Genomic DNA, 13,073 nt, shown 5'->3' on the forward strand with positions numbered 1-13,073 from the left:
TATCACATGCACAAAGTTTCAGCATTAGTGAAATGATCTTCTTTTCTCGAGAAAGATTAGCATCTGTACTTATTTACCTTATGGGCAAGGAGCGTCACCTTGTCATCCTCAGAGGGTACGAAAAAAATCTCGACCGAACCATCTTTTGTACGCGCCATGATTTCGGCCTTTTCTGGTAGTCCTTCTGAATCCACCCATTCGGCCACGATAATCTGATCACTCTGAAGATTGTGTAGAAATTGATTCATCACCTGTTTCCATTTGAGGTCTTCTACCACCTGCTCCCGGTCACCACCGAGCAAATTCACGATATACTCACGGGTATCGTAGATGTGGAATAGTTCGCTGGGAATGACCACCGCTGGGCCGTAGAGGGTATATATGTCTTCAGCCAGTTCAATCGCACGTCGAGGTGTCATGTGCTGCTCCTTTCTATGGATTTCTTATCCTTCTCACATTACTTTGATGATTTAACGCCCGCACACTCGTGACTTCAGTCGTGAATTAGGGCGTTTTTTCGCGCAGTATGCTCAATATTCCTTGTCGAGAAAACAGAACATATGTTACAATAATTGAAAGGTGATTTCATTAATTTGCCGATCCTTTACTATATACCCGGATCATTAAAAAACATCCTGTACTTGTTCAGATTCACCTACTGGACCCCACCGTTTCTAAAAAAACAGTGGGGTCTTCCTAGTAAGCTGCAAGCTCTCACAAGCCCCGTGGAGGGAACGAGTATGCTAGAGCTGGCGAGCAGTATGCTCCCCATGGCATGAAAAAAGCACAGAGGGTGATCCGTCCTCTGTGCTTCCGTCTATAACAGTTCGATGAGGTGCTTTTCAAGCTTTTCCGGTCTATCGGTCGGTGCGAAACGGCGTACGACGTTACCCTTCTGATTGACGAGGAATTTTGTGAAGTTCCACTTGATCTTTGACGAGAGTAGTCCTCCTTTTTGGCTCTTCAAATACTTGAAAAGTGGCGACTCATTTGGACCGTTCACATCGATCTTTTCAAACTGATCAAAAGTCGTTCCAAAGTTAATCGCACAGAACTGCCCGATCTCAGCCGTGGTCCCAGGTGCTTGCTCGCCAAACTGGTTGCACGGAAAATCCAAAATCTCAAAACCCTTGTCGCGGTAAGTATCATAGATTTTTTGAAGTCCCTCGTATTGAGGGGTTAGTCCACACCCCGTGGCGGTGTTGACAATCAACAGTACTTTTCCTTCATATTTGGATAAGCTAACCCGATCACCCGATGCATTTGTAACTTCAAAATCATAAATTGACATTCGGAACCTCCTTTTTAATTGCTAACAATTTAATTGTACAAAACTTAAATGTCTCTGTCAATGTACCATCATATAGTTCGCAAAGAAAAAATGGGCTTGTCGCCGCATTACAGTACCCATTGGTAGATCAGAGGAATGACAGCCACTGCCGTCACCAACCTCGCCAACTGAAGCGTACCGATCACCACGATATCGGTATTGAAATCCTCGGCCAGTACAATCATCGTCGAGAGTCCTCCGGGTAATACACTCATGAAACCTGTCATGTAACTAATTTTGAAAACTCTTGAAAAAACGTAAGCGAGTAAGACGCTCGTCGTAATGATCAGCACGGTCATCATCAGCATCGGCCGCCAATCTGCCAGGATTGTCTTTATGCTCTCGGGTGTGAAACTGACGCCGATCATCGCACCCATACCGATCTGTGCATACTCGTAGATCTTGATATGAGGTGTTTTGAACTCTTTTTTTGAAAACCGCTGCAAGAGAGCGACACCAAAAGTGGCTCCGAGCAATAAGGCCGCCGGAAATCCTATGAGCTGAAAGATGAGGGCTCCGACTGAGCCAACGGCAAAGATCCAAGTGGCTGAATAATAGGAGGCGTTCAGATCAGAATAGTCCTTACCCTTTAGGTTGCTCCGCTCCGGTGGTTCCTCCGGAATCTCCACGAGACGAGCGATGACGTGCTTGGCAAGGAGCGGTATGATCATCACGATTGAAAAGTAACGAAGCAGCTGGAAAGCAGAAACCTGGGCGAGATCCGCACCGAAACTCAGTGCCAGAGCACCGGCCTCCGCCACACCACCCGGAATCACAGCCAAAAAAGATGTACTCTGGTCTAAGGTGCTAACCTTCATGAGGAGGCTCCCGTAAAGCATGGTGATCAACACATAGGCCAGTGCAAGCGCCACCACGGGTGTCTTGAGCCTTGTCAACCGCATGGTCGCTTGTCGATCGAACCGAAGACCCAGGTATACCCCGAAGACAACTGAGAAAATGCTCTGAAAAAACTGGGGAGCTGTCACCTGAAAACCGATGTACTGAAGCGTTGCTACAGCTACAATCGGGCCTATGATTCTGCTCGCGGGAAATCCCAAGAGTGCAAAGAGCTTGTACCCGAGAAAACTGGTGATCACGAATAGAGAAAGTGATATCAGGATATGAGCCATAAACTATGCCACCTTCTTTTCTGTCCACTTCTTAACCCGCAAGTAAGGAACGAGCCAACGTCTTTTCCATCCTACCTGATGACGGATGAGGAAACAAGACCCGTCCTTGCTCTTAAGGCTGTACACGGTCGCTGAGCACTTGAAAAAGATCGACTGTTTCCAAATTGGAGTTCAAATTGAAGATCACCTGTTGCGTGTCCGTCTTCATATAGATGAAAGGAGTTACTCGCTCGTCCACGAGAAGGTTCACAGAACCAAAGCCATCGACTCGAAAAAAACCCTTGTGATGAGGCCCTAGCGCCGACCCATTTGTCTTGAGAATCACTTTGGGAAGATCGGTCAGGAGGGTCACTGATTCTAGTTCCTCCCATCTGAACATCTCCCCATACATGCCTTCAATTTCTATTCCCGTCTCATCCAGAGTCACTTCTATCGGACGAGTGGAGTAGATCATAAGACCACCGACACCGACTAGCACCAGGACGATAGGGATCAACTTCAAGGCCCAGCGCTTCTTCCCTTCTGCGCCCGGTCCTGCTGACGGGTCGAAACGCTGTGCTCTCACGACCAACCAGAGTGTGGATACCATCAGAAACAAGAAAGGAAAAACCGAACCCCAGGACGTTTCCTCGATAAGAAAACCCCCGGCCACGAAAAACACCACGGCGTTGGCGTAACCGTAGTAACCCATGAGACGGGCCAATCTTTCTATGTCGACCCCTTCCTTCTGTTCTCGTGTCATGGTGTTATACCCGGCGATCAGAAAGTACATCTTGTAGTGATGGACAAGGAGTCCGATGAGAAAAAAGGTAATGCCCAATACAAAATACATACACATGGTGCGATACCTCCCCTGGTTAGGTCTTTTGACTGCTATGTTCGCATCTTAAGACGGTAGCACTAGGCCCACAACGGTTTCCGGCGTGTCCAGTCGCTGGCCGATCAGGTACAAGATGGCCTCATTGAAATACGCACGATCTTGCATAAATGTCCGTGAAAAGGATTGGACCAGCGATAGTACCTGTTCATCGCTCAGCCCTTTCTTTTTCATAGCCAGACCCACTAGATGAAACTGCAGGAGAGCCACGAGCAAACAGATCTCTAGGTAGGAGCGCCAGATTTGGTCCTCTCGAAAAAGCATCGCCCCATATAGATAAACATGGTTCACGATGAAGTTCTCAATCAGACACGGGCGTTTTTTAAAGTACTCTAGCACCTGATGATCAAAAACAGAACGATAGATTTCCTCTTCTTGTCCGCTCTTCATCCGTTCAAAACCGTCGAGCATTTCGTTGAGCAGTCCTGGGTAACGCTTCGAGAAGAAGCCCACGCGATCTCCCGCGGGGAACTTCAGCGACAATAAGTGATTCAAATGTGTAAAGGTCCGCGGGTTGATCATATGGTACCCTTGCTCCTCGATAAGATCATCTGGATGATGACCCGCTAGTACCCGGATCAGATAAGCACCTGTATGATGTAACCGCTCATCGATGGAAAAGCGCCGATCTCTCAACAGATGAAGAACCTGTTGCTGTATCCAGATCGTTTCGGGCGAAGTCTCATTTGCATGGTGTGTATCGGACAACATCCCTTGCATGGGTTCTCCGGGGGACTCAAGATCTACCTCCATGCTCGCTGATTCAAATAGCAGGCTCTTTGCGGCCACAGAGCAAGTGGTTTCTAGGCCAACCATGATTTTCTCACCCGTCCTGTAGATCACGCGGGGGTATGTTTTGCAGGTTTCTGACAGCGCCTCTTCTCCTAACGTCAGTTGCACGTTGCAGTACGACTCTTCGTTCAAGAAGGGACAACGCCCCATAGGATCGAGCTGGATGAAAGCATGATCATGTTTTGAGATCGAATCGTCATTCTCCTTTATATATCGCTTGGCAATACGTCGAATGGTTTCATCCTTACTGTTGTGGTAACGCTCATAGGTTGCACGATCGATCTGAATCTGCCAGCGTCCACAGCATGTTTCTAAGCATTCTTCAGGTGAGCATCGGAAGTCACGGTAGTATCGGGGTCTAATGATCTTGGCTGCATTGAGATTCATTGCAATCACCTTTTCTATTGGTTGTGTCGCTCTATAGGGCTCTGCTTCTGCGGGCTGACCACTTGCTAACCCCTCTTTTCTTCGAAAGGTGGCACCACCCCTCTCGCAACCACAGTTTCTCATACCGGGGGTGTGTTTGACAATTGATGAAACCTTAAAGTTGTCTTCAGAAGATATAAAAAAGACCTCGGCTTCCATATGGCCAAGGTCTTGGTCCAACACTAGCAAAAATCTTGGTCATTCCCATTAAGCTCCCTCATATAGAGACCGTCGATGTACGCGTTACTCTGAAACTATTCTACCGTCTGGGTGTCATAGGCCCAAGAGGGTCTCTCCAGTAGTGCCTCATTTTTTCCGATTGCTTTAGCCGGAAACCCCTCTAGTACCTGGTGATCCTCAAAGGTACTCCTCTGTTTGACGAGTGTCCCCGAGGTCACCAGTGTATTCTCCCCGAGACGACTGTAATCGCAGACGATCGCGCCCGATTCGATTACGCTATGTGCACCGACGGTCGTCCCGTGGATGATACAGCCGGGTCCAATGGTCACGTGATCGTTTATGATCAACTCGTTGTCCGGCAAAAGATGAAGGACCGTGTTCTCGAGGATCTGCACGTTGCTCCCGATCTTCACGGGACCGTGAGAGTCCCCTATAATCTTAACGCCCGCTCCTATAAAGGAATTTTCTCCGATATGTACATCCCCGTTAATCTCAGCCGTTTCCATGAGCACGGTTCCCTCACCGATCTCCGGATGCATACCCCGTAATGTGTACGTCTTCCCCATCTCTTCCATCGCCCCTTCCCAACGGTACTCTGTTTTTTCATCATACGTCAGATCGTTTCCCCGCATCCTTGCCAACATCTCTCGGTCATCCTGTGTCAGTTTTCGGATCACTCGACCTGGTCTTCCCACGACAACCGAATCGCTGGGGATCTCTGTGCCCTGCGGGATAATCGTTCCTTCGCCGAAAATGCACCGGTCCCCGACCTTGGCGCCGGGTAGAAAAATCGTTCCGTTTCCGATCTCACACAGGTTGCCGATGGTCGCGCCGATCACGATACACTTGTGACCGAAAACTGTTTTAGCACCAACGGACAAGGGATGGTCGTGGGTACTGATCAGCACGGAATTCTCCAGTACCATAGAATGTGCTCCAATGGTCATTTGCATCCCTTCCGATCGGAGCACCGTTCCCTGGGCAATGCGAACACCCTCTCCGTGGATGAGCACACCATAAATCCTGCTTGATTGCGCTTTGTTCAAATGCATAGGTGTTTTCCCTCCTTCTGTTACTTCTTCTACCCGAAAACCAAGAGGTCATCCGCAGGCGATTATTGGATTCGGTTTATTTTTAGCAAGAGGGTTCACGTGGTCACCTACAATTCGGCAAACGTTTTCGCTTTTCAACCGAAAACATGAACATTTCTTAAAATTTCACTGAAAATCCGTGGCAGATGGCCCCTTTGGATGTTAAAATGAGTAGTGTATACAACCGTACAATGTTCGAATTAGTTGTGATGTGGGGACACATGAGTATATTAGCAAAGGAGATGTGTTATGAGTAAACCTGTTATTTCTGCACACTTTCAGTCCAGGAAACCATCGGACGTGCGCTTGGCACAGATGAAGTACGACGAGCGGGAGGTCAAGCCCGAAGCAGTGATCAACGTGGGTATCGGTAATGTATCGCTCCCTACGAATCCTGCTATGAAAAAGCGATTGTTTGCTCTCGATGCACCGGAGAGTCCTTTCAATGAAGGTGTCATCCGATACTCCGGTACCGCAGGACTACCCGAAACACGTGAAGCATTTAAGAATATCCTCCACTGCGAAGGATTTGATACGAGCAACCTACATGTACAGGTAACAGACGGTGGATCTGCCAGCATGGAGCTGGCCCTGATCGGTGTCTGCGGACCCGCTGGTGCCGATGAGAAGCCGCTCATGATGATCGATCCGGCATACACCAACTACATCTCCTTTGCACAACGCGTGGGACGAAAAACCGTCACGGTTAAGCGTCATCTGAACGAAGATGGGAAGTTCACCCTGCCGGAGCTCGACAAGATCGAAGAGACCATCAAGGAAAACGATCCAGGTGCTCTCCTGGTCATTCCTTATGACAATCCGACGGGTCAGCTGTACGAACATCACACGATGGTCGACCTCGCGAAGCTCTGTGTAAAATACAACATGTGGATGATCAGCGACGAAGCCTACCGTGAGCTCTACTATGAGGACGATAAGGAACTCGTGAGTATCTGGGGCGTAACCGATGAGGAAGTCCCCGGTATCGAGGGAAGACGCATCAGCATCGAGACGGCTTCTAAAGTATGGAACGCCTGCGGTCTGCGGATCGGTGCTTTGATCACCGACAGCCTAGCGTTTCACACGAAATCCGTGGCCGAATATACCGCCAACCTCTGTGCAAACGTCATCGGCCAGTACATTTTCGGTGCGCTCGCTCATGAATCCAAAGAAGATATTTTGGGATGGGCACAGGAAATGCGCTCCTACTACGGAGAGCAAATCCTTAAGGTTTACAATGGTCTTAAGGTCGAAGAGCCCGGTTTGATCGTTTCAAGCCCGGATGCATCCATCTACACGGTTGTCGACGTTAGAAATGTCGTGAAACCCGGCTTCGATGCCATCGATTTCGTTCTCTACTGTGCTGGAGAAGGTGCTGTGGAGATTGACGGTGTGGAGACAACCTTGCTCGTGGCCCCAATGAAGGGCTTCTATGATGTAAAAGGTGACGAAGCGAATCCAGGAAGCACACAGTTCAGGATTTCCTTCGTCGAATCCCCTGAGAGCATGGCCAAGATTCCCAAGCTCTTCGTTGCATTGCTCCGACAGTTCGAAGCGCAGAGATAGACCCACAATAAAAAATCACTAGAAAACATAAAGAAGAACCGGAGTGCATGCATGCACTTCGGTTCTTCTTTATGCTCTGCGTGGCCGTTACACTTCTTCAAATCTCCCCATTTTCCGCATCCGATGGCCCCAGCACTCCGTGATGATACGCTGACCGGCATAGACTGACGTCAGGGCAGGGTCGAGAGCCGGGGCTACTTCCACAAGATCAAAACCGATGATCGGAAGCTCGAAAAGTCCACGCAATAAGTCCAAGAGCTGTCTCGAAGTCAGACCCCCGAATTTTGGTGTGCCCGTCCCCGCGGCATACCCGGGATCCAAGGCATCAATATCCACGGTCAAGTAGAGGCTCTCGAAATGTCCCATCTTGCGCTTGACCTTTTCGATCACGCCGTCCGTGCCCATCTGTTCAAAAGTCGCTGCACTGACCACGTGTACAGGGTTCTGCTTAATCACTTCAATCTCTTCCAGCTCCGCCGAACGGATCCCGATGAAAAAGAGGCTCTCCCCTCCTTCGATGTGATCGAGCTCCAGTGCCCGCCGCTCCGTAGAGCCGTGGGAGAGATGGTTACCGTCGATCTGATCGCATAGATCGAAATGGGCATCGATATGGATGATGCCAAAGGGATGATCGATCGTACGGTCGATGCCCTTCAGAACGGGAATGGTCACGGAGTGATCACCTCCGATCATGGTGAAAAAGGTTTTGCTCGCGACGAGCTCTGCCACTTGGTCCTCCACCCGGGCGAAAACTTCCTCTGTATCTTCACCTGCGAAATCTCCCAGATCCACGACCTGCCAACCGCGCATATCCTCAAAGTGCTCCGTCGTAGGTGGAATGGGCAGGCTGCTCTCCCGGATCGCCCGCGGCCCATCGGCTGCCCCCTCACGGTAGCTCACGTTTGCATCGTGGGCGATACCGAAAACCACTACATCGGTTTTTCCAGTGATCGCATCGGTATCGCTCCCACTACATAATCCACCCCAAATCTTCTCAGCTCTTATCATTTCATCTGTTAATTGCATAGTCTCCTCCTTTTATTGTTATCCTCATGTTCTCTATACCCGTTGAAGCATACAATTACGCTTTCCATCAGACGCCCTTCGATTGTCCCGATGGGCAAACACTGACCGTCCACTTCATAATGTCATGGCCATGAGATCAGGTATACGCCCACGAAAAATAGAGTGCCCCCTTCAAGGAGGTGCATTCGCCTAGAGAGCAAATCCCGCTATCAAGGCCAGGATAACGATCAGAGGTGCGGGGACCTTTCGCGTGGCGAGGAGAATCAGCGTCACTAGTGTCACCAGTAGATTGTCCAGGGCAAATCCGCTCTTTTGCATCAAGATGATCGCTGAAACCGCAATCAAACCACCGGCCACGGCGTTGATTCCCTTCAGGGAGATTTTGATTCCTTTGATTTTCTTCAGGTTTTCCCACACGGGATAGATGAAATAGATTAAGAGCAACCCGGGTAAGAAGATGCCGATGGCACCGATCAGGGACCCCATCGCCTGGTAAAATACACTCTGTCCCCGGGCGGCCATCCCGCCTGCGTAGGCGCTAAAGCTGAACATGGGGCCCGGGAGTCCCTGTACGAGCCCATAGCCCGTGAGAAACTCCGGACTCGTCATATAAGCGTTGACCTCCACTAGCTCGCTGTACATCACCGGAACAACGACCTGCCCCCCACCGAAGACAAGGTAGCCGTATCTGTAGAAGCTCTCGAAGAGGTGGATTAAGCGCGTGTCCCAGGTTAAAGTCAATACCAAAGCGGTCAAGGCGATCACCACAAAGGCTATGAAATAGGGCCACGGAGGGGACAACTTCACCCGATTCCATAGATTTGTCTCTCCGCTCATGAGAATACTGGTGATCCCACCGGCCACGAGGACCGCAGGAAAAATCCAGGGTGAGCGGATGAAAAAAGTGATCAATGCCGCCAAGAGAAAGAGCACCAGGGTCATTCCACCCGAGAGCACCTTCTTGCCGATTCTGTAAGCCGCCAGAACAATGAATCCCACGGCCATGGGCCCGATGTACCTGAGCCCATCCTGAGAGATATTTGCGCTGGCCAGTATCTGATAGAGAAAAGACAACACCGTCATGGCCGTGATCACGGGTACAGCCCACACGAGCATGGTGAAAAGAGCCAATAGAGGTCCCCCTGTTTTATAGCCGATGGACACAATGGTCTGTGAGCTCGTAGGACCGGGTAAGATGCTACAGAGAGCAATCAGCTCAACGAACTCCTCCTCTGTAAGATAGTTTTTTTTCATAACCAACTGGTCGGTGAACACACCATAGTGGGCCTCCGGCCCGCCATAGGCGCCGAGGGAACAGATCAAGACATCCTTTAAAAAGGACGGCCATCGCTCGCGTGTAATCGATCGCATTTTCTCATTTTTCTTCATGGGTAACTCCTTTCAAAGGCCACTGATGAGGTCTGCTATTCATAATATCGTTTTTCGATATCGATTTTCGTATTCAATGAGTACCCACGTACCCTCGCTTCAAACACTAAAGAGGTGTAATTATTAATGATGCGACCAAGGCCGCATCTTAAGATCAGAAATCCTTTCATTCATACTTTCCTGTTATGGCCACCCTTGTCAATCATCTCCTCCCACCATGGATCCTTTTTACACAGACATCCAACCAGAGAGAACCTTATAGAATGTACAATTGATGAGCAGATAGCCGGTCAGAACCATCCCCTGGACAACAACAAATGCAACCTTTGTGCGGAACTTTGTACGCATGAGTAATGGTAAGAAAAGAAAAGAGTGAATCATAAGAGATAGCACAGCAAAGATGGCGACCCAGTAGTACTGTGCACCGGGAAGATAAGCTGCTAGCCAATAAGAAGCGACTATGGGAAAAGCGATAGGATATACTATCATCGCAGCAATCTGTTCTGAGGCAACCTGGAGAAACAAGGCCAGGCCGATGCTCAGAACTGTCGACAAGGCTATGATCTTCGAATATGGGGTAAAGAAACGCACGCTCGTGGAAATATCGATCTCCTGATCATTTGCTCTGGCACGACCATTCTTTGACATAATCCGAACCTCCTCTATGAAGCAATTATACCACGAGGGGCTGGGGACCCGTCACAGCAAATGACAAATGAAATCCAAGTCAAGTTTCTCTTCTCCCCCTTGCCTCCTTTTTTGTAGCACTGAGCAAAAATATCTAAATCCCCATGAGATCAGCTCTTGACATAAGTTTATATAGGTAATATATTACCTATTTAGAAGTAATTTTACCTCGAAAGGATGATTTGCCATGCTCCTACACTGGTCAAAACAAAGGACCGCCTGGCTATTGCTCTCTTTGCTCGCGCTGATCGTCAGTACCATCGGCGTCGTTTCTCCCGAGATCTACCGCGATGTGGCCACCACCGAGCTCATGGCGGGGACCATTGCCCAGGACCTCCAGTCCATGGTGATGTCCCTCTTGCTCCTCTTCTTGGCCCTCACCACGGAGGAAGAACACTGCCGCCGTCAAACCCTGGGCATCGGGATCCTGGGCTACCTTGCCTACGCCTACAGGATCTATGCCTTCGAACGCTATTACAACGCGCTCTACTTCCTCTACCTGGCCATCCTCACAAAAATTCTGCGCAAGGAAGCTGCCACATTTATGTGTGCAGAGGAATTGCGTGCACTGAGTCTTTTGTCATTGATGCTCTCTAGATAACCAAAGAAGACAACATCTACAGATTCATCTATTGAGAGGAATCATCTTCAGCGCTCTTAGAGAATCTTCCGTTGTTGAATAGGAAGACTGTGCTCAGGTGGCGTATGAACATGAGTACTTTGTTGATGTGTATTCTCATTTCTCAAAAGAAAAATCGTTTGCATATGGGCTCTTTTATACAAACAAGCGTTTCTTTTTGTTGGATGATTTGATAGAATATACATAGAAAAGAATCTAAACACGTAGGACTACGGGGTGGTGTTTTTGTGGCCAAGAAAAAGAAGACCGCATGTTTCGTGCTCACTTTAAAGCTCAATACCGAGAAGTATCAATCAGACGTTCTAAACAAGCGTTTCGAAGTTTCCAGAAAGATCTATAATGCCTGTCTAGGCGAAATATTAAAGCGCTACAAGCACCTTAAGCGGAGCCGTGCTCACAAGACTACAATTGGAGAATACATATTTGTACGAGATCAAATCTCTGACATTAAGTCTAAGTACTTGAGAAAAGTGATGCCCACTGCTGTTAAGGCCGAGTTGAAGATCCTCGAAAAGCGAAAAAAAGAGCTTTCAAAAACCCTTTCTGATTTTCGTCTTTCCTATGGTGTTTCGGAGTATCAACTGCATGCCTTTGTCGGACCTATGAACCGACATTTTGGGAAGAATATGGACATCAATACCGCCCAGAAACTTGCCACAAGAGCATACTGGGCTCTTGAAAAGGTTGTGTTTTCTGATGGTGAAGACGTCCACTTCAAACGATTCGGTGGACTGAATTCTGTAGAGGGAAAAACCAACCGCTCGGGGATTCGATTTAAAGAAAATGCGATTCACTGGAATGGCCTCAAGATTCCTGTGATGATTCGTAAGAACGATTTGTATGCACAGGAAGCCCTTTCGAGAAGTAGAGTGAAGTACTGCCGCATCGTCCGACGTTTTGTAAAAAACAAGTATGTCTTCTACGTCCAACTAGTGATGGAGGGGACCGCTCCTCCGAAACGGAATCCGGATGCTACAGTAAGAAGAACGTATGGAAGTGGACGCGTCGGCATCGATCCGTCCCTTCAGAGCATCGCCGTAGTGAGCGATACAAAAGCTTCTTTGGTTGAACTGGCTCCGTCTGTTGATTCGATGGACAAGAAAATCCGGAGAATCCAGCGGTATCTCGACAGGAGTAGGAGAGCCACAAACCTAGATCTTTTTAATGCCGACGGAACCGTTAAACGTGGAAAGCATAGGTGGGAGTATTCCAACGGATACATGAGGGCATTTTTCGAACTAAAGGAACTAGGGCGAAAGAAGCGGATGGTGTTGCGGCAGGAGCACAATACACTTGCGAACGAAATCCTTGCTCTCGGAACAGAAATCTACGTCGAGAAGATGGATTTCAAGACGCTCGCAAAACGTGCGAGGGATACAGAAATTTCCGAGAAGACGGGTCGTTACAAACGGAAAAAACGATTTGGGAAGAGCATCGGCACCAAAGCACCCGTTCAATTTCTGACCATTCTAGATCAAAAGCTACAAGCCATCGGAAAAGAGATTCTGTACATCAATACCTACACTTTCAAGGCGAGTCAGTATGATCATGTGACGGATTCGTACGCGAAAAAGAGCCTGTCTCAAAGATGGACTTCATTGGGGGACCTAAGGGTCCAACGGGACCTCTATAGCGCCTTTCTCATCATGAACAGCCATGAGAATCTACAACACACCGACCGAGATCGGTGTTTCGATACATTTGAACCTTTTCTTGCCAAGCACGATCAAGAGATTGAACGACTCAGAAAGACAGAAGATTTGAAGTTATTTTCAAGTTTCGGTGTAAATCAAACTGCTTAATACAGGTAATTGGGTCGAGCTGCCGGCCTTAAGCTACCGCTAAGACTTCATCAGGAGTGTAGGTAGTAAAGTCCAGATCAACGGAGTGAGTTTTGTCGATCAGACAACTTTTTTCGGCTTAGAAGCTTCTATTCATT

12 protein-coding genes are annotated in these 13,073 nt (G+C 48.6%); 3 read left to right on the plus strand and 9 right to left on the minus strand.

The window, feature by feature from the left end:
• Positions 1-56: 56 nt before the first annotated feature.
• The 6 genes from ACULM0_RS03135 to ACULM0_RS03160 form a co-directional block, all read right to left on the minus strand.
• Complete coding sequence (locus ACULM0_RS03135; RefSeq protein WP_463679011.1) at positions 57-419, minus strand: hypothetical protein; 363 nt, start codon at positions 417-419, stop codon at positions 57-59.
• 398 nt (positions 420-817) lie between these two features.
• A complete protein-coding gene (locus ACULM0_RS03140) occupies positions 818-1,291 on the minus strand; it encodes a glutathione peroxidase (protein ID WP_463679012.1) in 474 nt (157 codons plus the stop codon).
• 107 nt (positions 1,292-1,398) lie between these two features.
• Entirely contained in the window at positions 1,399-2,460 is a 1,062-nt protein-coding gene (locus ACULM0_RS03145) for an AbrB family transcriptional regulator (RefSeq protein ID WP_463679013.1), read from the minus strand.
• Positions 2,461-2,572: 112 nt separating this feature from the next.
• Positions 2,573-3,298 carry a DUF3784 domain-containing protein gene (locus ACULM0_RS03150; RefSeq protein ID WP_463679014.1) on the minus strand — a complete coding sequence of 242 codons (726 nt, stop codon included), beginning with the start codon at positions 3,296-3,298 and terminating at the stop codon, positions 2,573-2,575.
• 48 nt (positions 3,299-3,346) lie between these two features.
• Positions 3,347-4,516 (minus strand): flagellin lysine-N-methylase, encoded by a 1,170-nt coding sequence (fliB, locus tag ACULM0_RS03155; RefSeq protein ID WP_463679015.1) that lies wholly within the window; start codon positions 4,514-4,516, stop codon positions 3,347-3,349.
• A 293-nt stretch (positions 4,517-4,809) separates the two neighbouring features.
• On the minus strand, positions 4,810-5,787 hold the full coding sequence (locus ACULM0_RS03160) for a DapH/DapD/GlmU-related protein (protein WP_463679016.1): 978 nt from the start codon (positions 5,785-5,787) through the stop codon (positions 4,810-4,812).
• A gap of 288 nt (positions 5,788-6,075) precedes the next feature.
• Here ACULM0_RS03160 and ACULM0_RS03165 point away from each other — a divergent pair, with 288 nt between their 5' ends.
• The gene (locus ACULM0_RS03165) at positions 6,076-7,392 is read left to right on the plus strand and encodes a pyridoxal phosphate-dependent aminotransferase (protein WP_463679017.1); all 1,317 of its coding nucleotides are present in this window, start codon (positions 6,076-6,078) and stop codon (positions 7,390-7,392) included.
• Positions 7,393-7,479: 87 nt separating this feature from the next.
• Here ACULM0_RS03165 and speB read toward each other — a convergent pair whose 3' ends face one another.
• The 3 genes from speB to ACULM0_RS03180 form a co-directional block, all read right to left on the minus strand.
• Positions 7,480-8,418, minus strand: a complete 939-nt coding sequence (speB, locus tag ACULM0_RS03170; protein ID WP_463679018.1) for an agmatinase — start codon at positions 8,416-8,418, stop codon at positions 7,480-7,482.
• 189 nt (positions 8,419-8,607) lie between these two features.
• Positions 8,608-9,807: a chromate efflux transporter gene (chrA, locus tag ACULM0_RS03175; protein WP_463679019.1), complete on the minus strand. Its 1,200-nt coding sequence runs from the start codon at positions 9,805-9,807 to the stop codon at positions 8,608-8,610.
• A 228-nt stretch (positions 9,808-10,035) separates the two neighbouring features.
• Positions 10,036-10,455 carry a hypothetical protein gene (locus tag ACULM0_RS03180; protein WP_463679020.1) on the minus strand — a complete coding sequence of 140 codons (420 nt, stop codon included), beginning with the start codon at positions 10,453-10,455 and terminating at the stop codon, positions 10,036-10,038.
• A 226-nt stretch (positions 10,456-10,681) separates the two neighbouring features.
• Between ACULM0_RS03180 and ACULM0_RS03185 the strand changes: the two genes are divergently transcribed.
• A complete protein-coding gene (locus tag ACULM0_RS03185) occupies positions 10,682-11,095 on the plus strand; it encodes a hypothetical protein (protein ID WP_463679021.1) in 414 nt (137 codons plus the stop codon).
• A 512-nt stretch (positions 11,096-11,607) separates the two neighbouring features.
• Entirely contained in the window at positions 11,608-12,936 is a 1,329-nt protein-coding gene (locus ACULM0_RS03190; RefSeq protein WP_463679022.1) for a nuclease/transposase family protein, read from the plus strand.
• Positions 12,937-13,073 lie beyond the last annotated feature (137 nt).

This window comes from Halotolerantifilum yawarlongkerapense (genome assembly GCF_054506745.1).

Bases quoted from the DNA above. Each gene is read 5' to 3' on its own strand.
- ACULM0_RS03135 (WP_463679011.1), bottom strand. From the start codon at position 419: ATGACACCTCGACGTGCGATTGAACTGGCTGAAGACATATATACCCTC.
- ACULM0_RS03140 (WP_463679012.1), bottom strand. From the start codon at position 1,291: ATGTCAATTTATGATTTTGAAGTTACAAATGCATCGGGTGATCGGGTT.
- ACULM0_RS03145 (WP_463679013.1), bottom strand. From the start codon at position 2,460: ATGGCTCATATCCTGATATCACTTTCTCTATTCGTGATCACCAGTTTT.
- ACULM0_RS03150 (WP_463679014.1), bottom strand. From the start codon at position 3,298: ATGTGTATGTATTTTGTATTGGGCATTACCTTTTTTCTCATCGGACTC.
- fliB (WP_463679015.1), bottom strand. From the start codon at position 4,516: ATGAATCTCAATGCAGCCAAGATCATTAGACCCCGATACTACCGTGAC.
- ACULM0_RS03160 (WP_463679016.1), bottom strand. From the start codon at position 5,787: ATGCATTTGAACAAAGCGCAATCAAGCAGGATTTATGGTGTGCTCATC.
- ACULM0_RS03165 (WP_463679017.1), top strand. From the start codon at position 6,076: ATGAGTAAACCTGTTATTTCTGCACACTTTCAGTCCAGGAAACCATCG.
- speB (WP_463679018.1), bottom strand. From the start codon at position 8,418: ATGCAATTAACAGATGAAATGATAAGAGCTGAGAAGATTTGGGGTGGA.
- chrA (WP_463679019.1), bottom strand. From the start codon at position 9,807: ATGAAGAAAAATGAGAAAATGCGATCGATTACACGCGAGCGATGGCCG.
- ACULM0_RS03180 (WP_463679020.1), bottom strand. From the start codon at position 10,455: ATGTCAAAGAATGGTCGTGCCAGAGCAAATGATCAGGAGATCGATATT.
- ACULM0_RS03185 (WP_463679021.1), top strand. From the start codon at position 10,682: ATGCTCCTACACTGGTCAAAACAAAGGACCGCCTGGCTATTGCTCTCT.
- ACULM0_RS03190 (WP_463679022.1), top strand. From the start codon at position 11,608: ATGCCCACTGCTGTTAAGGCCGAGTTGAAGATCCTCGAAAAGCGAAAA.